The organism is Acinetobacter sp. 22512, from assembly GCF_052044755.1.
GTDB classification, from domain to species: domain Bacteria; phylum Pseudomonadota; class Gammaproteobacteria; order Pseudomonadales; family Moraxellaceae; genus Acinetobacter; species Acinetobacter pittii.
Genome location: NZ_JBQENP010000027.1, coordinates 1 through 18,153, shown reverse-complemented (window position 1 = coordinate 18,153; position 18,153 = coordinate 1). Strand labels below are relative to the sequence as shown.

At 39.4% G+C, this 18,153-nt stretch carries 17 protein-coding genes and 5 pseudogenes; 16 read left to right on the top strand and 6 right to left on the bottom strand.

Features of this window, described 5'->3' with window-relative positions; genetic code table 11:
- The first annotated feature begins 98 nt into the window (after positions 1-98).
- Complete coding sequence (gene fghA / locus ACTJJG_RS17815; protein WP_000402510.1) at positions 99-929, top strand: S-formylglutathione hydrolase; 831 nt, start codon at positions 99-101, stop codon at positions 927-929.
- A gap of 334 nt (positions 930-1,263) precedes the next feature.
- The gene (locus ACTJJG_RS17810) at positions 1,264-1,566 is read left to right on the top strand and encodes a putative quinol monooxygenase (RefSeq protein WP_000920558.1); all 303 of its coding nucleotides are present in this window, start codon (positions 1,264-1,266) and stop codon (positions 1,564-1,566) included.
- A gap of 85 nt (positions 1,567-1,651) precedes the next feature.
- On the opposite strand, the pseudogene ACTJJG_RS17805 reads toward ACTJJG_RS17810, so the two are convergent.
- Positions 1,652-1,981, bottom strand: a pseudogene (locus ACTJJG_RS17805) (IS3 family transposase); the annotation flags it as partial.
- Between the two features lie 184 nt (positions 1,982-2,165).
- On the opposite strand from ACTJJG_RS17805, the gene ACTJJG_RS17800 reads away from it, so the two are divergent.
- The 3 genes and pseudogenes from ACTJJG_RS17800 to ACTJJG_RS17790 all read left to right on the top strand — a co-directional run bounded on the left by ACTJJG_RS17800 (position 2,166) and on the right by ACTJJG_RS17790 (position 5,417).
- Entirely contained in the window at positions 2,166-3,323 is a 1,158-nt protein-coding gene (locus tag ACTJJG_RS17800; protein ID WP_000931663.1) for an iron-containing alcohol dehydrogenase, read from the top strand.
- Between the two features lie 85 nt (positions 3,324-3,408).
- A complete protein-coding gene (locus ACTJJG_RS17795; RefSeq protein ID WP_000697979.1) occupies positions 3,409-4,086 on the top strand; it encodes a type 1 glutamine amidotransferase domain-containing protein in 678 nt (225 codons plus the stop codon).
- 203 nt (positions 4,087-4,289) lie between these two features.
- Positions 4,290-5,417 (top strand): annotated as a pseudogene (locus ACTJJG_RS17790) (alkene reductase).
- Positions 5,418-5,500: 83 nt separating this feature from the next.
- Here ACTJJG_RS17790 and ACTJJG_RS17785 read toward each other — a convergent pair.
- The gene (locus tag ACTJJG_RS17785) at positions 5,501-5,731 is read right to left on the bottom strand and encodes a hypothetical protein (RefSeq protein ID WP_001088959.1); all 231 of its coding nucleotides are present in this window, start codon (positions 5,729-5,731) and stop codon (positions 5,501-5,503) included.
- 107 nt (positions 5,732-5,838) lie between these two features.
- A complete protein-coding gene (locus ACTJJG_RS17780; protein ID WP_000805351.1) occupies positions 5,839-6,444 on the bottom strand; it encodes a TetR/AcrR family transcriptional regulator in 606 nt (201 codons plus the stop codon).
- Positions 6,445-6,589: 145 nt separating this feature from the next.
- Here ACTJJG_RS17780 and ACTJJG_RS17775 point away from each other — a divergent pair, with 145 nt between their 5' ends.
- Both ACTJJG_RS17775 and ACTJJG_RS17770 read left to right on the top strand, forming a co-directional pair.
- Complete coding sequence (locus ACTJJG_RS17775; protein ID WP_000859510.1) at positions 6,590-7,609, top strand: NADP-dependent oxidoreductase; 1,020 nt, start codon at positions 6,590-6,592, stop codon at positions 7,607-7,609.
- A gap of 15 nt (positions 7,610-7,624) precedes the next feature.
- The gene (locus ACTJJG_RS17770; RefSeq protein ID WP_000631290.1) at positions 7,625-8,263 is read left to right on the top strand and encodes a glutathione S-transferase family protein; all 639 of its coding nucleotides are present in this window, start codon (positions 7,625-7,627) and stop codon (positions 8,261-8,263) included.
- 414 nt (positions 8,264-8,677) lie between these two features.
- On the opposite strand, the gene ACTJJG_RS17765 is transcribed toward ACTJJG_RS17770, so the two are convergent.
- Positions 8,678-9,109: a PPC domain-containing protein gene (locus tag ACTJJG_RS17765; RefSeq protein ID WP_440608990.1), complete on the bottom strand. Its 432-nt coding sequence runs from the start codon at positions 9,107-9,109 to the stop codon at positions 8,678-8,680.
- Between the two features lie 299 nt (positions 9,110-9,408).
- On the opposite strand from ACTJJG_RS17765, the gene ACTJJG_RS17760 reads away from it, so the two are divergent.
- Both ACTJJG_RS17760 and ACTJJG_RS17755 read left to right on the top strand, forming a co-directional pair.
- Positions 9,409-10,608, top strand: coding sequence for a tyrosine-type recombinase/integrase (locus tag ACTJJG_RS17760; RefSeq protein WP_000059636.1), 1,200 nt, complete (start codon positions 9,409-9,411; stop codon positions 10,606-10,608).
- A gap of 33 nt (positions 10,609-10,641) precedes the next feature.
- A pseudogene (locus tag ACTJJG_RS17755) lies at positions 10,642-10,863 on the top strand (antitoxin HicB).
- A gap of 276 nt (positions 10,864-11,139) precedes the next feature.
- Here the strand turns inward: ACTJJG_RS17755 and ACTJJG_RS17750 are convergent.
- The gene (locus tag ACTJJG_RS17750) at positions 11,140-11,391 is read right to left on the bottom strand and encodes a hypothetical protein (RefSeq protein ID WP_000937271.1); all 252 of its coding nucleotides are present in this window, start codon (positions 11,389-11,391) and stop codon (positions 11,140-11,142) included.
- 194 nt (positions 11,392-11,585) lie between these two features.
- On the opposite strand from ACTJJG_RS17750, the gene ACTJJG_RS17745 reads away from it, so the two are divergent.
- Complete coding sequence (locus ACTJJG_RS17745; protein ID WP_004658364.1) at positions 11,586-11,807, top strand: helix-turn-helix domain-containing protein; 222 nt, start codon at positions 11,586-11,588, stop codon at positions 11,805-11,807.
- A gap of 251 nt (positions 11,808-12,058) precedes the next feature.
- Positions 12,059-12,712, top strand: a pseudogene (locus tag ACTJJG_RS17740) (IS5 family transposase).
- A 246-nt stretch (positions 12,713-12,958) separates the two neighbouring features.
- On the opposite strand, the gene cadR reads toward ACTJJG_RS17740, so the two are convergent.
- Entirely contained in the window at positions 12,959-13,366 is a 408-nt protein-coding gene (gene cadR / locus ACTJJG_RS17735) for a Cd(II)/Pb(II)-responsive transcriptional regulator (protein WP_001219642.1), read from the bottom strand.
- A 95-nt stretch (positions 13,367-13,461) separates the two neighbouring features.
- Between cadR and ACTJJG_RS17730 the strand changes: the two genes are divergently transcribed.
- The 5 genes and pseudogenes from ACTJJG_RS17730 to ACTJJG_RS17710 all read left to right on the top strand — a co-directional run.
- On the top strand, positions 13,462-14,358 hold the full coding sequence (locus tag ACTJJG_RS17730) for a cation transporter (RefSeq protein WP_009392494.1): 897 nt from the start codon (positions 13,462-13,464) through the stop codon (positions 14,356-14,358).
- 57 nt (positions 14,359-14,415) lie between these two features.
- A complete protein-coding gene (gene lspA, locus ACTJJG_RS17725; protein ID WP_227556264.1) occupies positions 14,416-14,847 on the top strand; it encodes a signal peptidase II in 432 nt (143 codons plus the stop codon).
- A gap of 27 nt (positions 14,848-14,874) precedes the next feature.
- Positions 14,875-15,807, top strand: coding sequence for an IS5 family transposase (locus ACTJJG_RS17720; RefSeq protein ID WP_000743262.1), 933 nt, complete (start codon positions 14,875-14,877; stop codon positions 15,805-15,807).
- 199 nt (positions 15,808-16,006) lie between these two features.
- Positions 16,007-16,336, top strand: coding sequence for a four-helix bundle copper-binding protein (locus ACTJJG_RS17715; protein ID WP_004827037.1), 330 nt, complete (start codon positions 16,007-16,009; stop codon positions 16,334-16,336).
- A gap of 346 nt (positions 16,337-16,682) precedes the next feature.
- A pseudogene (locus ACTJJG_RS17710) lies at positions 16,683-18,099 on the top strand (HNH endonuclease); the annotation flags it as partial.
- Between the last annotated feature and the right edge of the window lie 54 nt (positions 18,100-18,153).

Genomic DNA, 18,153 nt, shown 5'->3' with positions numbered 1-18,153 from the left:
CTACATTTTAAATCTTTATCACTATTCTCTGTGGAGAATGTAAGACTCTTTGTTTACTTGATTTCTCATGAAGTCTTGCTCAACATAGGTAATTGATTATGGAAATAATTGAGAAGCATGCTTCTTTTGGTGGATCGCAAGAAGTGTATCGCCATCAGTCAATAGCATTAAACTGTTCAATGAAATTCTCAATATATCTGCCACCTCATGACAAAGATGAGCGGTTGCCAGTGTTATATTGGTTATCAGGATTGACTTGCAACGAACAGAACTTTATTACTAAAGCCGGAGCACAAAAGTATGCGGCTGAACATAAAGTCATTATTGTTGCACCAGATACCAGCCCACGTGGAGAGGATGTACCAGATCATGCAGATTATGATTTAGGCCAAGGCGCAGGATTCTATGTGAATGCAACACAAGCACCCTGGTCGCAGCATTTCAAAATGTATGATTATATTGTGGAAGAGCTCAGAAATCTGATTGACCTGAATTTTCCGACCAATCAAGTCCAAAGTATTATGGGTCATAGCATGGGTGGTCATGGTGCATTAGTAATTGGATTAAAAAATCCTGAGCTGTATAAAAGTATTTCTGCTTTTGCACCAATTGTTGCACCTAGCCAAGTACCTTGGGGGAAAAAGGCTTTTACACACTACCTAGGTGAAACCGAAACTTTATGGAAAAGCTATGATGCGATTGAATTAATCAAAAACGCTGAAGTTCATTTACCTATTTTAGTCGATCAAGGAACAGCTGATGATTTTCTTGAAGAACAGTTAAGGCCTAAGCTTCTTAGTGATATTTGTTTGGAACAAGAATATCCTCTTACACTTAACCTAAGAGAAGGGTATGACCATAGCTATTACTTCATTGCGAGCTTTATAGAGAAACATATAGAGTTTCACAGCAAATTCCTAGCTAAATAACTTTCATAGATATGAGGATGTACAATATTGTTCTTGAATGCTTCTTGAGCAATATAATTTCCAGATGAAGAGGTCAGCTTATAAAGCTAAGGTAGAGTCAATTGATCCTTATATAAATAAGATTGAATTTAATCATCTCATATCTTGATTTTTTGATTCAAATGTTAATGATATTAACTTGAATAAATTCATAGCATTATGTCGAAATAAAAACCTAAATTTTGGCTCAGCTATGGGAATTTTTTCTAACTTTTATACAACAAAACTTTCTGACATGCATACATTAGCAATGTCAGAATCAGTTTGAATTCTAATCAATTATGGAGTTTTAGTCATGCTTAAAACAGCTTTATATGTCCGTCTTGAAGCTAAACCGGGTAAAGAAGACGAAGTGGAAGCTTTTCTTAAAGCCGGTTTACCTATTGTAATGGAAGAACCTGCGACAGTTGCGTGGTTTGGCCTACGTCTTGGACCTACAACATTTGGTATTTTTGATGCATTTCCTGATGAGGCGGGTCGCCAAGCGCATTTATCTGGCAAGGTTGCAGCTGCGTTGATGGCTCAGGCCGAAGAGCTATTTTCAGAGCCACCGTCTATTGAAAAAGTAGATGTTTTGGCGAGTAAACTACCAGCTTAAACCGATGCTTAAATGTATGAGGGTGCTGTCTGAAATTTTGAATGTAAGGCAGCACTTCAACCCTATGATGTTTGTCAGAGGCTTTCTATTCAAGTTGGGCTACTTTATTTAATGGCTTAATCTCATCATTTACAAGGGTCAATATCCAAAACAGGGTAAATAAACAAATGCAACTATTTACACGCTTTATATTGAACCAATCTATCTAATTTACTGTCGCATTTGTACATCTGCTAAACCGTGCCAATCTGCTTTTAAAATATTTAATCATTGCTATTTTGTATGAGCCATTCACTGCTTTAGCCAATGCGTTCACGACCATGTCAGTAGTCATGCGTGTTGATACCTTCCATTCAACAATCGCTCGTGAAAATACATCAATAATAAAAGTGGTATAGAACAAGCCTGAATGTGTTTAACCATCACTAAGGTCGGCAAGCTGAAATAATTTTTATAAAAATAGACGACTGGTCTATTTTTGTGTATAGTTAGCACATAGTGCAGTCAAAAGCCGCAGTGTTGTCCAATTTTTTTAAAGTTTATTTGATGAATAACGGTGGTTTTTCAAATCAATTAGCTGATCATCCTAGGATAAAAATATGTTGAATTTTAACTTTTATAATCCGACTCGCATTATTTTTGGTGGCGATACAATAGCTAAAATCAATGACTATGTGCCTACAGAAGCAAAAGTATTAATGTTGTTTGGTGGTGAAAGTGCACGTAAGAATGGTACTTTAGCTGAGGTGCGTGAAGCATTAGGTGCAAGAGAAATTCATGAATTTGGCGGAATTGAGCCGAATCCGAGTTATGAAACCCTCATGAAAGCTGTAGAGCTGATTCGAGAACAAAAGATAGATTTCTTGATGGCTGTCGGTGGCGGATCGGTAATTGATGGTACTAAATTTATTGCAGCAGCAGTCAATTATACAGGGGATACATGGGAGATTTTAGAAACCCATGGTACTAAAATTACTCAAGCTTTGCCTTTTGCGAGTGTACTCACCCTTCCGGCAACTGGTTCAGAAATGAATAGCGGTGGGGTAGTAACCAGAAAATCGACCCAAGCCAAATTGTCATTTAACAGCCCCTATGTTTTTCCGCAATTTTCCGTACTGGATCCGAATAAAACTTTTAGCTTGCCGACGCGCCAATTAGCAAATGGCGTGGTCGATGCATTTGTTCATGTCATGGAACAGTACTTAACTTACCCTGTCAATGCACAAGTACAAGATCGTTTTGCCGAAGGTCTATTGCAAACTCTGATTGAGATTGGACCGAAAATCTTGGAAGATTCAGCAGATTATGACACGCGTGCGAATTTGATGTGGGCTGCTAGCATGGCACTGAATGGGCTAATTGGAGCTGGTGTACCACAAGATTGGTCAACTCATTTGATTGGGCATGAGCTCACGGCTTTACATGGTATTGATCATGCTCGTACCTTGGCCATTGTGTTGCCGGCCAATCTACAAGTGCGTCGTCAAGAGAAGCGAGAAAAATTACTACAGTATGCAGCTCGAGTCTGGCAGATTGTCGAAGGTGATGAAGAACAACGTATTGATACTGCTATTGCTCGTACTCGAGCCTTCTTTGAGCAACTTGGATTGCCGACTCGTCTTAGCGATTATGGACTGGGGGAGACAGATATTGAGATCATCATTACGCAACTTAAATCACACAATCTTACACAGCTAGGCGAACATAAAACTGTTTCATTAGAGATCAGTCGCCAAATTCTCGAGACGAGTATCTAAATAAGCGTATCTGTCATGGTCACGTTACACGACAAGTGATCATGCAACAATGCTCCTCAATCCTGAAAAATATCGGAGAAATAACATGAAAATTTTAATCGTTTTAACCTCACATGATCAACTTGGCAATACTGGTAAGAAAACAGGTTTCTGGCTAGAAGAACTTGCTGCACCGTATTACACCTTTATTGACTCTGGTGCTGAAGTTACGCTGGCGTCGCCTCAAGGTGGGCAGCCACCACTAGATCCGAAAAGTAATTTGGCCGATGCGCAAACTGAAACCACTCATCGTTTTGAAGCTGATCCAACTGCAATGCAAGCATTGGCACAGACGCATAAACTTAGCGAAATTTCTGTAGCTGATTATGATGCAGTGTTTTATCCAGGCGGGCATGGCCCATTGTGGGATTTAGCAGAAGATCCGATTTCAATTTCTGTGATTGAACAGGCGATTCAGTCTGGCAAACCTGTTGCAGCAGTGTGTCATGCCCCGGGTGTTTTTCGACATGTGAAAGCGAGTAATGGAGCGCCTTTAGTTAGCGGTAAATTAGTGACTGGTTTCACCAATACTGAGGAGGCCGCTGTAGGTTTGACTGAAATTGTACCATTTTTAGTCGAAGACATGCTTAAAGAAAACGGTGGTCATTATTCTAAAGTGGATGATTGGCAAGTATATGTTCAAGTAGATGGCTTGCTGGTTACTGGACAAAATCCAGCATCTTCTGCTGCAACCGCTACAGCATTACTTCAATTGTTGAAATAAAGAGTAGCTAGTCTCTGTTGTGGTGCTTAGCAGTGAATAAACTTCTGACTCTGAGCAACTGGCGCAATAAGCAAAATAACCCTCACTTAATGGTGAAGGGCCTGAGTGAATAGCTTTCCTTCCTTTATTTTTCTATATACAGGAAGGAAGGTTATTTTTTTTAATTTAGATCAATTAAGCCATGATGACTTGGATTCAATGAAATGAAAGACAGCAAACTTTTTCAAAACTTAAGCTTAGGCCCTTATGTTTTGCAAAACCGTATTGTATTGCCACCATTAACGCGGTCGCGTAGTACTCAGCCAGGGAATATTCCAAATGAACTGATGGCAACCTATTATCAACAGCGTGCCGGGGCAGGATTTATGGTGACCGAAGGTACGCAAATCGAGCCACGTGGTCAAGGCTATGCTTGGACTCCCGGTATTTACAGCCCTGAATAGATTGCTGGATGGCGTAAAGTGACGGAAGCAGTGCATGCTAAAGGAGGCATTATTTTTGCACAACTTTGGCATGTTGGGCGTGTTTCACATACATCTTTGCAACCCGATCACGCATCACCGGTCGCGCCCTCGGCTATTAGGGCTGATAGTAATGTTAAAGTCTTTATTGAAACCGGGCCCAATGCAGGGGCCTTGGCTGATCCTTCAATGCCACGTGCTTTAAGCAATGCAGAAGTTAAAGAATTAGTGCAACTCTATGCTCAAGCAGCGCGTAATGCATTGGCTGCTGGTTTTGATGGGGTTGAAATTCATTGTGCAAATGGTTATTTGGTAAATCAATTTATCTCTGCACATAGTAACCACCGTGAAGATGAATATGGTGGATCACTAAACAATCGTTTGCGTTTTTTACGTGAAGTAGTACAGGCAGTTGCTGAGGTGGTTGGTGCAGATCGTTTAGGAGTGCGTTTTGCCCCGCTATTTGAAAGTACAGAGGAAGATCGTGTTTATATGGGGTTGGTTGAAGATGATCCACATGTGACTTATATTGAAGCCATAAAAATACTTGAAGAAGTTGGGATTGCCTATTTATCGATTGCAGAAGCTGATTGGGATCATGCACCAGAACTTCCTCATAATTTTCGTAAAGATGTCAGAGACACTTTCAGTGGTCGGATTATTTATGCAGGTCGATATACGGCAGAAAGAGGGACTCGAATTTTAAAGGCAGGGCTGGCCGATTTAATTGCATTTGGACGCCCATTTATTGCGAATCCAGATTTACCCGATCGCATCGCCAATGGCTGGCCATTGAATGCAGTAGATGCAAGCACTATGTATGGTGGGACGGAAAAAGGCTATATTGATTATCCAGCTTACGCAGATTAATATTGACTAAGTGAGTTATTTTGCCAACCTTTGTGGTTGGCAAAATAAGGACTTAGGATTGCTGTTGCCAGCATAAATTCTTATTAAAACAAATTCTTAAAAATTTTTAGCTGTGTAATGAGCCAACCTGCCAGTGGGAAAGAAATCAGTTGCGTTACTGGCACTAATACTATGACTTCAATCAACACCATCATCGGGAAACTTTGATGCTGAGTAATTGGCTTTAATAAAGTGAGTACCAGTAATAGTGTGGGATATAAGCCTAAATATCCGACTAAAATACGAGTCATGAGGGCTTTAGGAGAAGAATTCATTGTGCGCTATACTCATGGATTGTAAATTAATCTAATAGCAACACATTAATAACTAATCATTGGGCTGCTGTCATTAATTATGTAATTGATATTTAATCTAAATTTTATCAATCTTCACTTTTTAATAGAAATTTAGTTGCTCTCAGAGCTTGATGTAATGGTGTTTTATCTTTTTGCAACTTACTCAGTAATGCTGCACCTAACCACATTTGGTAAAGTACTTGTGCCAACGTCGAGGCCTCAGTATTTGCTTGAATAGACTGATCCTGTTTTCCCAAATCAATTAAACCAGCAATACGTTGGATTACATCATCCACGCCAGCGGACATAATGGAACGCATATCTTCAGATAGATCGGCAACTTCTGCGGCAAGTTTCACAATTAAACAGCTATTCGCCCAACCACAGTGTGTTTCAGGATCTTCTATCCATAAATTAAAATACTCAATCAGCTTTTGATAAGGGGATTTATCGCTACGCCATACATCATTTAAACGGACTTGGTAATTATCCACATAATGCTGTACCAATTCACATCCGAAAGCTTCCTTGGATTGGAAATAATGATAAAACGAGCCTTTGGGGATCTCACAGCTCTGTAAAATTTCCTGTAATCCTACGCCAGTAAAACCTTTATGCAAAATCAGGTCTGAACTGGTGTTAAGAATGTGTAAGCGCTTCGCTTCAGACTTTTTAATAGGAGTAGGCTTCATATTAATTATTTACTCTATTGTAAAAAAAATAGACCAGTCGTATTGTTTTTTATTATAACTCATCTACAATGGATGTAAAGAAATTTTAATCATAATTTTTGATTATGAAGAGAAATACTTTTAAATAAAACATGGAGTTATATGTGTGAAAACAGTTATTAATCAACGCATCGTTTTAGCTAAACGGCCAGTGGGTGAGCCAAAACACAGCGATTTTCGTATTGAGCAAGTTGAGCTCAATGAACTTAAACAAGGCGAGATATTGTTAAAAACCATTTACTTGTCACTCGATCCTTATATGCGTGGTCGCATGAGTGATGCTCCCTCATATGCAGCACCGGTTGAAATTGGCGAAGTGATGGTCGGTGGAACAGTCAGTCAAGTGATGGCCTCTAAAAACCCAAAATTCAAAGAAGGCGAGTGGGTTCTTTCTGGAAATGGTTGGCAGGGCTACGCAATTTCTGATGGGACTGCATGTCAAAGCTTAGGTATGCAACCCGAACATCCATCTTGGGCATTGGGTATTTTGGGGATGCCTGGCTTTACTGCTTATATGGGGTTGTTGGACATTGGTCAGCCTAAAGCCGGTGAAACTTTAGTCGTTGCAGCTGCAACGGGACCTGTTGGTGCTACAGTTGGACAAATTGGCAAACTTAAAGGTTGTCGCGTGGTTGGCGTCGCAGGTGGGGCTGAAAAATGCCATTATGCAGTACAAGAACTCGGCTTCGATGCTTGTATCAATTATCATGATGAAAATTTTGCAGAACAATTACAACAAGCAGTTCCCAACGGTATTGATATTTATTATGAGAATGTAGGGGGTAAAGTGTTTGATGCGGTATGGCCATTGCTTAACTCTGCGGCACGTGTACCGGTGTGTGGTGTGGTTTCGCAGTATAACGCTACCGAGCAAGCACAAGGGCCAGACCGTTTACCTGGCTTTATTTCCACTCTTTTAAGAAAGCGTATTCGCATGCAAGGCTTTATTATTTTTGATGATTATGGCAATCAGTATCCGGAATTCAATCAGCAAATGTCTGAATGGTTGAAAGACAGAAAAATCAAATATAAAGAGCATATGGTGCAAGGTTTAGATAACACGATCAATGCTTTCAATGGTATGTTAAAAGGCAAAAACTTTGGCAAAGTGGTTGTAAAAATTTAAAAAAATAGGAATATTATGATTACACTACATCATTTAGATCAATCACGTTCTTTTCGCATTTTGTGGTTACTTGAAGAAATCAAGCAGCCCTATGAGCTGAAAAGCTATTATCGTGACTCAAGCACGCATTTGGCCCCTGAATCTTTAAAAAACATCCATCCTTTAGGGAAATCTCCAGTATTGGAATGGGATGGCAAAGTTATTGCAGAGTCAGGCGCAATCGTTGAGTTATTAATTCAGAAACTTGCGCCGCATTTAGCACCAGATATGGATGAACCTACCTATGTCGATTATCTACAGTGGATTCATTTCTCAGAAAGCTCTGCCATGCTGCCATTTTTATTAAAAACGTTTAATGCGATTGAAACCAAGCAGGGTACGAAGTTGGTATTTCTAGAAAATTATACTCAAGTTGAGTTCGATAAAGTATTCGGCCATTTAAATGAATATTTAAAAGATAAAGAATTTCTAGTGGCAGACCGTTTAACCGGTGCTGACTTTATGATGGGCTTTGGACTACATGCTTTAGTTTATCATATGGGACAAGGTGAAAATTATCCCCATATCCAACGTTATGTAGCAGGTTTAAGCCAACTACCTAGCTGGCAAGCCGCAGTACAAATTGAACAAAATGGTGTGAAAAGTCAAAAATAGCAAGATTGATTTTTTAAAGGCAATTTAGAAAAAGAATCGTGATTGTCAAGTACATCTAGTTATAAAATAAGCTGACACTTATTTAAATTAAACGCCTAATGAATTTCATCGGGCGTTCTCTATTTTAAAGATAAGGAATTACCATTATTTAAGACAAGTTTCGCCTATTCTTCCCATCAAATTCCTATCAAAAGAGTTTGAATATCACGACGGTTACGTTGAAAGATATAATCAACTTCTGAAAGAAAGAAACGTGACTAACGCACAGCAAGATTAAATTATTCCTCGGGGTATTAAACAAGTAAACTACATCATTTTACTAACATAAACGCATATACGTAAAAATCACGCCCCGTTTAACTGGCAATAGTTTTTGAACCCTTGTATAAAAGTTTAAACGAATCTAGCAAGTCTTTATTTAATGTTAATACTCATCCAGTATTGATGTTTTTTATCTTTTCTTGCCTGTGATCTAGGTTGTAATACTCTAATTTCATACTCACCTGAAGCAGGTAAAATATAAATACCATTATCATCAAGCTTTGGAGAATATTCTCCAAGATTGATGGAGTCTTTTAATTGATTACCCCATAAGTAAGTTTCAACATTTCCTCCAGTCAACCTCACTTTTAACTTTTGCCCTTTTTTAGCATAAAATTTGTAGGAATCATACTTGTATCCATCTATCCTTCCGTAATAATTTGCAGAGTAAGCTTTTTTAGCAAACTTAACTACAACAGTCTTTCGTATATCATTGTTATCATTTGCAAGTGCGGCAGGGCTAAGCATAGTTAAAGTTAGGGTCATAAAAGCACCAGCTAGTAATTTCGTATTCGCTATTTTCATAAGGTTACCTTAATTCTTGTATCGCCCCTGACATAGTAACATAAGTAATAAGTAACCATGAATCATGGAACAGAACTGTGAATAGTCATAACATAGAGTTGCACTTCAAATGTTAATTTAAGACTTGCGAAATCAATGGTTAATTAATTGGTCACTAAGGAATAGCCAATCTATATATAAACTTTATTTAACAAATACTTATAAAAATATATGATGCGTATCATACGCATCATATATAAAGCGTTCTATTTTGATATAATTGATCCAATCAACCCCTTATTAGGTTTCATTTAAATTCCATGAGTCTTACTGATATTAAAGTTCGCCAAGCTCATTGCAAGGAAAAAACCTGTTTTTTATCCGATGAAGATGGGCTTAGCCTGAAGATTGAGCCGAGTGGAAGAAAATCTTGGTGCTATCGCTATACAGATCCACAAACTAAAAAACGTCGACGCATTCAGTTAGGTCTTTATCCTGATTTATCGCTGAAAAAGGCACGACAAGTCAGAGATGACTTTAAAGACAATAATTTCTGTTTTGAACATGATACTGCCTCTAATCTTATCACCTTTGGTAAGGTCGGGGAGGAGTGGTTACAGTTCAAACTGAAGAATGCCTTCAACGATCTACCCCGCTGTGGTGTACTACAGTTAGCAGAAAGATGCTTACAGCAAGATATTTATCCAGACCTTCAGGATTTACCTTTTCAAAACATCAAGCGCTATGACCTGGTTTCAGTAATCAAAAAAATAGAGGGACGCCAAGTAAAAGAACCTGTCAAAAAAGCTTGTAGTTATTTGAACCAAATTTATGACTACGCTGTAGCGATGGGTTATTGTGAGTTCAACATCGCTCATGGTTTAAATAAAATCACCATTAACAGCAAAATCAAGAAAAATTATCCGTATTTGAAAGCGGAGGAAATATCTGATTTTAAGAATAAATTACAAAAATTGGATGCCCATCCCATTATTAAAAAAGCACTGATGTTCAAATTACATACTGGCGTGAGAGGGGCCGAATTGTTATTGGCTGAGCCTCATCATTTTGATTTAAATGAAAAAATCTGGAAAATACCTGCCTTGCATATTAAACAGTTTCGACGAAAAGTCATATTAGGCCATGAGATTCCAGATTTTTTAGTTCCACTTTCAAATCAGGCTTTAGAGATTTTGAAAGACGTCATGCAGTGGTCATACGGTGAAAAATACCTTTTTGCTAGCCCTCGCAAACACAATCAACCGATTCATTTTAATACTCTAAATATGGCCATACGTAAGATGGGGTATGGCAAACATCAACTATCTTCTCATGGATTACGTTCTACTTTTAGTACCATTTTGAATGACTCAGGTTTGTTCCAAGATAATTGGATTGAGGCACAACTTTCACATATTGATAAGAACCGTACCCGTGCCAGCTATAATCACGCTGACTATTTAGCTCAACGGACTGAAATGATGCAGTGGTGGGGTGATTATTTAAGTACTAGTAAGTGAAAATCGTACTTTTATACATAAACTTAAAACATGATGGGGTGTCAAATGGATAGTAAACAATATACTTACCGTGTTAAATGGTCAGCTGAAGATAATGGGTATGTTGGGTTGTGTGCTGAGTTTCCATCATTGTCTTAGCATGATGCGGATCAGTCTAAAGCATTCTCAGGAATAGAGGAGCTCGTTGCTGATGTTGTCGCTGATATGATTAGCAATAATGAAAAAGTTCCTACACCACTCTCCGGAAAAATATAGTAGGCAATTTATTGTCCTTGTTCTCAGTGGTTCAACAAAAACTAGCCCTCGAAGCTGCAGAACGTAGTGTGGGCATGAATCGTTTAGTATCAGTAAAAAGAGCTATGTAATTTTAGTCTTTACTAAGGTCTAGTAGGAGTGAGTGATAAAGCAGGAACAAGAATTTATGCTTCATATACTCTGTAAATCGTATGAATTTGAATTAATAGGTATTTTAAAAGAAAGTTTTCTTTGATTTAGTGTTTTTATATAAAAAAAATAATTTTTAAAAATAACTTAGGCTAATTGATAAACACTATCTGGAAAGATTAAAAGAAAATATTTTTTAATTTCTGCTAATTCATTTAAGGCAGGTTCTCTTTCTAGCAGTTGAAATGTCCAAATAAGTACAGCCTGATGATTATCATAGCAAGTATTTACTCCAAGAAAATTAGCCAATCCATAACTTCTATTGATGTTCATTTCTTTAATTAATTGATTTCCTAAGTCACGAGCTTGCTGGCTGATTAATAACTCATTTGGTAACACGGCGGTCATCTCCACAAAAAAATCTAATGCAGGTTCAATCCTTATATTTAAAAAGTTATAATTTAATTGAAATGGATAAAATATACTTTCTATAAGTTGTAATAACCTGCTGTAGGTTAATTTTAGCAAAGTATTACTCAGGCAACAACTTCAAATAACCCACAGCAAGTTATTTTTTGTAAATTAATTTAAATATGATTACTTGTAAGTTATCTAGCCTCATGGGCGATAGAAAAATTTTAAAATTAAGTGAAGTGGTGCATGCAACAGGTATCAATCGCAACACGCTCACAAGTATGTATTATGACCGTGCTGTACGTATTGAATTACCAGTCGCCGATAAGTTGTGTAAGTACTTTAACTGTACGATGAATGATTTGTTTGAGTTTAAGGAAGAAGTTGAAGAAAAAGATTAACTTAATACTTCGTTTGATAAGTTTTTCGAAGAAAAAGACTAGCCAATACTTAGTTTGATAAGTTTTTCTCTGCAGATCTAATATTGAATTTTATAAAATATCATTACAAACAGATACTAATTTCATTACTTCTAAAATGAAATCAATCGAATGGTAGAGTTTTTTTGCTATTTGCATTTTAAGGTGGGATTTTGAGGCCTTGTTGCGCAAACCTACCGATAAGGTCTTATACAGCAATAGCCTACACCTAAATTTATCGTACACCGAATTGGTCATCCTACAATCATGCTTTGATCAATCATGGTAATTTTACAATTTGGTTTGATACTAAGATTCAATGATATTCGCAGTCACAAGGAAAACATGGTCGAAATCAAACTTATTCTGACATAGCCATTCAGTGCTATCTCATGATTAAATCCTTATTTCGTCTTTCTGTATGCATGGTGACTGGCTTTGTCCAAAGCTTGATTAAACTTTGCGGATTAGATTGGACAGCTCTGGATTATTCAACCATTCGCAGAAGACAAAAGCATATTGATATTCAAATTAGCTATGAAAAGAGTTGCAATGGACTGCATCTACTCGTTGATTCCACGGATTTGAAGTTCTTAGGTGAAGGTGAATGGAAACGTAAAAAGCATTAGCCGAAATATCGTCGCCAATGGCGTAAACTTCATATTGGTATAGATACTAAAACCCTGCTAGGTAGAACACTATGGAAAAAATGGTCAGGCTATCATCGCCGAAGTTTGGTCGAAACAAAGATGCACTGCATCAAATTATTAGGCGATAAATTAATGGCAAGAAGCTTTCCTAGTCAGATGAGTGAAATTCATGCTCGCGTAGCAGTCCTCAACAGATTTATGGAATTAGGCCGACCTAATACCCGAGTTGTAACTTAAATTTGAGTTGCTTAGGAAAACTCAATCTTTAAAGGCTTTATGCAACAAAGAACTTCGAAATTGATTTATGGATTATGAGCACCCTAAGGGCTTATAATTCAAAATATTTTCAATTATGGGGTGGTGAATTTTGGATAAGGTGAAAGCAAAAAAAAATAGGGTAAGCGGATTAAATGGTTGATCTTACCTTTGCATGAGAGTGAGGCAAACCGGCATCTCATCGGATTATCTGGTTGGCACTCCAACCTACTGCTGATGCATGCTTCCCTCGCTAATTCCAGCAAGAACCCCACACGCCTTAACTTCCCGGTCATCGTTGCAACGCGCTCTTAGTGAAACGAGTTGTTTCTCAAGCGCCTGTAGAGCGGTTATCTGCGAGCGCACATGAGAGATGTGATCATCGAGCAAGGCATTGACAGCGGTACAGGACTGATGAGGGTCGTCCTGATAGCGCTTTAGTTCGTGAATTTCTGCCAGTGACAGATCCAGGATGCGGCAGCGACGAATAAAGGCCAGCCGCTCAACGTGTTTCTCGGTATAGACACGGTAACCGTTCTCCTGCCGACCAGGCGGCGGCAACAAGCCCTGCCGTTCGTAGAAGCGGATCGTCTGTGTATCTACCCCTACTGACTGTGCCAACTGACCAATACGCATCGGGTTCCTCCGCAACGGATTCTCTACGCTATTGACATTATAGCTACTATATAGTTTTAAATGAAAACCCGATCACATTCAAGTGGAGTCATATCATGAGTAAAAACTGCGGAGGCCCCTGTGGCGACCATGCAAGGCCTGCGTCGGATACCGATATGCAGGCCTCCTCCGATGCGTCGGGGGAATGGGTCAGTGTTTATGCCGTGCCGAAGATGGACTGTCCATCAGAAGAGCGCATGATTCGCCTGGCCCTGAACGGCGTTGAGGGGATTCGGGCACTGTCCTTCGACTTGTCGAACCGCCGGTTGAAGGTCGTGCATGACGGTGAGGTCGAGCCCGTCACCTCGAAACTGAAGACCTTGGGGCTAGGCGCCTCGCTTCAGGAAACCGTCGCTGCAAATCCGGAGACCATCAAGGCCGCCGAGTTTTCGGCAGCTTCTGCTAAGCAAGAATCCGGGACCCTGCGCTGGTTGCTCGGCATCAATGCACTTCTGTTCGTGGTGGAAATGACTGCCGGTCTGATCGCCCGGTCCACTGGCCTGATTGGAGAATCCCTGGACAATTTTGCCGATGCGGCGGTGTACGGGCTTGCCCTTTATGCGGTTGGACATAGCGTGAAAATGCAGGTACGTGCCGCGCATCTTGCTGGTGTACTGCAACTGATCTTGGCTGTGGGCGTACTCATAGAGGTGGTGAGACGCTTTGTATTCGGTAGTGAGCCTGAATCGCTGGTGATGATGGCTATCGCATTCGTCGCATTGATTGCCAATACCAGTTGTCTGCTGCTCATATCCAAACATCGGGAGGGCGGGGCGCACATGAAGGCAAGCTGGATATTCTCGGCCAACGACGTGGTGATCAACCTGGGGGTCATCACCGCCGGCGCTCTGGTCGCGTGGACCGGGTCCAATTATCCGGATCTGATTATCGGCACCATCGCGGGGGTAATTGTACTTAACGGTGCTAGACGCATTCTGGCGCTCAAGGATTAAGCAATGTCCATTTTTGGCAAACATCTGTCACCGTACGCTCTGTTGTCCATATCGGGCCTGCTGGCAGCGTCTGATCAGGCCATAAAATGGCTGGTGCAACAATCAATGGCATATGGCGAGTCTATTTCAGTGACCTCATTCTTTAACTGGGTACACGTATGGAATACCGGTGCCGCATTCAGTCTTTTTGCGAATGGTGGAGGCTGGCAGCGCTACTTTTTTATCGGAATCGCGGTAGTGGTCTCGATTTTTCTGATCAAGCTGATCCTTGAAAATCGTCATAAAGGAGAAGCCATCGCTTACAGTCTTATCCTCGGTGGCGCCATGGGCAACCTGATTGACCGGGTCTTTCGCGGCTATGTTGTGGATTCCTTTGATTTCTATTGGCGAGACTGGCATTGGCCGGCCTTCAACCTGGCTGATATTGCAATTGTCCTCGGTGCCTTACTTTTAGTTTCCAGCGGCTTTGTTGCACAAACCTATCTGTAAAGGCTTTTTCAGCGATATAATTTTCAAATGAAGAAGCCTACACACAAAATCTACCGCACAACCAATTGGCCCGCATATAACCGAGCACTCATTAATCGCGGAAATATTGCCCTTTGGTTTGATCCTGCTACGCAATGGTATGCTCCATCAAAAGGCAAACAAGGGCGAAATCAAACCTACTCCGACGCAGCCATCCAATGCTGCTTAATGATTAAATCCTTATTCCGTCTATCTTTACGTATGGTCACTGGCTTTGTGCAAAGTCTGATTAAACTTTGCGGATTAAATTGGACCGCACCAGATTACAGTACGCTTTGTAGAAGACAAAAGCATATTGATATTGCAATCAGCTACCAAAAAAGTAGCGATGGGCTGCATCTACTCGTAGACTCTACAGGGATGAAGTTTCTAGGTGAGGGCGAATGGAAACGCAAGAAACATGGAGCTGAATATCGTCGCCAATGGCGTAAACTACATATTGGTATAGATGCCAAAACCCTACAAATACGCGCTATTCAGCTCACAACCAATAATGTCTGTGATTCACAGGTGCTTGGTGATTTACTTAATCAGATTCCACAAGATGAGCAGATTGACTCTGTTTATACCGATGGAGCTTATGACACCAAGCAATGCCGTCAGGTCATTGCAGATCGGCAAGCACATGCGGTGATTCCACCTAGAAAAAATGCGAAACCATGGAAAGATACAAAGAGTAGCTCGCTAGAGCGAAATGAATTACTTCGAACAATTAAACGTTTAGGTAGGACACTATGGAAAAAATGGTCAGGCTATCATCGCCGAAGTTTGGTTGAGACTAAAATGCACTGCATCAAATTATTAAGAGATAAACTCAGTGCAAGGAGCTTTGATAGCCAAGTCAATGAGGTTCATGCACGTGTAGCAGTCCTCAACAGATTTACGGAATTAGGTCGACCACTTACCCAAGTTACGCCTTAAATTTGGCTCAATTAGGGGCGCTTTGCCTTTCAAATCTTTGTGCAACAAAGCCATTTGGAATATAAATAAGATTTAGTTAAAATTAACATTATTCATATAAATTAACATTATGTATTACATTTACTAATAATTTAAAATAATTAGTAGAAAAAAATTATGTTTTAATTATTTCTTTGATTATATAAGTTGAGAGTAAAAAATGATTAATACGGAATTTTCAAAGTGTATTTCTGCATGTACAAACTGTTCACTTATTTGTACTGAATGTGCAACTTCTTGTTTAAAAGAAAAAGATTTAGAGATGATGCGTGAATGTATTCAACGTTGTCTAGAATGTGCAGATATTTGTCAGTTATGTGTGCGTATGCAACAACATAACTCACCTTTCCTCAAAGAGATTTGTGAGCTTTGTGCTAAGATCTGTGAATATTGTGCGGAAGAGTGTGAAAAACATTCACATGATTATTGTAAAAAATGTGCTGAGGCTTGCCGTCAGTGTGCAGAAGAATGTCGAAAAATTGCCATGTAAAATACTTCAATAATGTTAATTATATGGCTCTAGACTAACATAATCATTCTACTAGTCTAGAGCCTTTCCTAAAATTAACATAATACACCTTATACGAAATTCTTATATTTTTTTCTTTATTTTTCAATGGTATAATACAATCTTTAAAGCCCCTTTTCTCCAATCGGGGCTTTTTTATGATTTATTACGTTCTCTAATCCCCCCATTTCTCTTAGGTCTCTTTTGTTAGCGCTGACTGGATATTGACGGTCATTTAATTCACAGCTTTAACCAAATCGAACTATATACATTTTCAAATTTCGTACTTGAGCGAAAGTAGGAAAGTGTTGCCTGGAGAGAATAAGAAATGGGTTCTACACGACTATTGACCAATATTATTCAGCGTAAAGTCATGTTGCCAGAAGAAATGTCACCTTCAATGCAGCGTGACAATTTTGAAGTGACACTGACTGATTTTGAAAAGCATCCAATCATCAAATGTTTATTTAAGGCGGATAACCAGCGTTCTACGGAATGTTGGAGCGTGCAAGAAATTGCAAACTTTATTGAGGATTGCACAGAAGATCAAAACATCAATTTATGCATTTTGTATTGGAAAGATATACACAGCAATATTTACATTATTGATGGAGCACATCGTCTTTCCTGTATCTATGCGTGGATCAATAGATATTTTGCGGATGAGCAAGTCCCTCAAGCACCTAATTTCAATGATCAACAAAAACAAGATATTCGTTACCTCCGCAATTATTTAGGAGATCTTGCTGATTTTCAAAAAATTTGTACTGATGCCGAATTTGCAGAAAAAAAAATCGAAATTAGGCGATATTAAAATCAGTTTCCGGCAGGTACTGGGGACTCCGGAAGATGCGCGACGGGTATTTCAATCTATTAACTCAGATACTAAACGTTTAGATAAATATGAGGAATATCACCTAAGAAATCGCGGTAGTGACGCGTATTATGCGATCTATGCCTGTTGTTATATCAATGACAATAAATCTAACCTAGAAGAGCTCCAATATACACGTTTAAATGAGTTGATTGAGTTAGGGGAGAGGATCCACCAGTTACTTTTTTCGACCATTTTATTAGACAATGAAATGAGTCATGGCAAAAAAATTGGCCTGGTCAATGAGCTGATGAATATCATTGCGGGTGATCAGATTCATAATATTATGAGTCTGAATCAGGGGGAGCGCGTTGAAAACCTAATGTCGCATCTGTTGACCATTCTTTGCAGAATAGCGACGCCTGTAAAAAATGCTGGGGTTCCGAGTTTGGGCTTACATCCATACTTATATTTTTATAAGGATCAGAGTTTTCAGATTACTTCTTTTCTTGCATGGTTTTCAATTGTGTATGAAATTCATGAAAGCCGCATGCAGATTCATCATCGAAAGATTAGTTTCAAGGACTTCACCCGGGTACGCCGTAGTATTGAGTTCTTGATCGCCAATTTCCCCGTGGCGACCACCGAAACGGTCGGCAAGTTCGGCAGTGGTATCAAGGGCTATGATCGGCTACAAATTGTCTATAAAGCCTTTATTTGCTTAAGCTTGGAAATGGAGGTTGATTTTGATGATGAGGAATGCCTGAATACCTTTATTCTGTCCATGTCTAAGGCCTTCAAGTACATAAACTTTAACGAGTTTTATGTCGAAAGATTTTTGGGTGGTTATGATGATGCAGTCGTCAAGCATGTGGTGGGATATGTGGAGTCGATTAGTCCAATTTCTCGGTCAAAGCCCAAGGCCTTTTCGGGGTCGTCTCAGGAAACGGAAAATATAGCACGCTAAGGATTTTCACTCCGACTT

Excerpts from the sequence above, each read along its gene's own strand:
- fghA (WP_000402510.1), top strand. The coding sequence starts at position 99 with ATGGAAATAATTGAGAAGCATGCTTCTTTTGGTGGATCGCAAGAAGTG.
- ACTJJG_RS17810 (WP_000920558.1), top strand. The coding sequence starts at position 1,264 with ATGCTTAAAACAGCTTTATATGTCCGTCTTGAAGCTAAACCGGGTAAA.
- ACTJJG_RS17800 (WP_000931663.1), top strand. The coding sequence starts at position 2,166 with ATGTTGAATTTTAACTTTTATAATCCGACTCGCATTATTTTTGGTGGC.
- ACTJJG_RS17795 (WP_000697979.1), top strand. The coding sequence starts at position 3,409 with ATGAAAATTTTAATCGTTTTAACCTCACATGATCAACTTGGCAATACT.
- ACTJJG_RS17785 (WP_001088959.1), bottom strand. The coding sequence starts at position 5,731 with ATGAATTCTTCTCCTAAAGCCCTCATGACTCGTATTTTAGTCGGATAT.
- ACTJJG_RS17780 (WP_000805351.1), bottom strand. The coding sequence starts at position 6,444 with ATGAAGCCTACTCCTATTAAAAAGTCTGAAGCGAAGCGCTTACACATT.
- ACTJJG_RS17770 (WP_000631290.1), top strand. The coding sequence starts at position 7,625 with ATGATTACACTACATCATTTAGATCAATCACGTTCTTTTCGCATTTTG.
- ACTJJG_RS17765 (WP_440608990.1), bottom strand. The coding sequence starts at position 9,109 with ATGAAAATAGCGAATACGAAATTACTAGCTGGTGCTTTTATGACCCTA.
- ACTJJG_RS17760 (WP_000059636.1), top strand. The coding sequence starts at position 9,409 with ATGAGTCTTACTGATATTAAAGTTCGCCAAGCTCATTGCAAGGAAAAA.
- ACTJJG_RS17745 (WP_004658364.1), top strand. The coding sequence starts at position 11,586 with ATGATTACTTGTAAGTTATCTAGCCTCATGGGCGATAGAAAAATTTTA.
- cadR (WP_001219642.1), bottom strand. The coding sequence starts at position 13,366 with ATGCGTATTGGTCAGTTGGCACAGTCAGTAGGGGTAGATACACAGACG.
- ACTJJG_RS17730 (WP_009392494.1), top strand. The coding sequence starts at position 13,462 with ATGAGTAAAAACTGCGGAGGCCCCTGTGGCGACCATGCAAGGCCTGCG.
- ACTJJG_RS17720 (WP_000743262.1), top strand. The coding sequence starts at position 14,875 with ATGAAGAAGCCTACACACAAAATCTACCGCACAACCAATTGGCCCGCA.
- ACTJJG_RS17715 (WP_004827037.1), top strand. The coding sequence starts at position 16,007 with ATGATTAATACGGAATTTTCAAAGTGTATTTCTGCATGTACAAACTGT.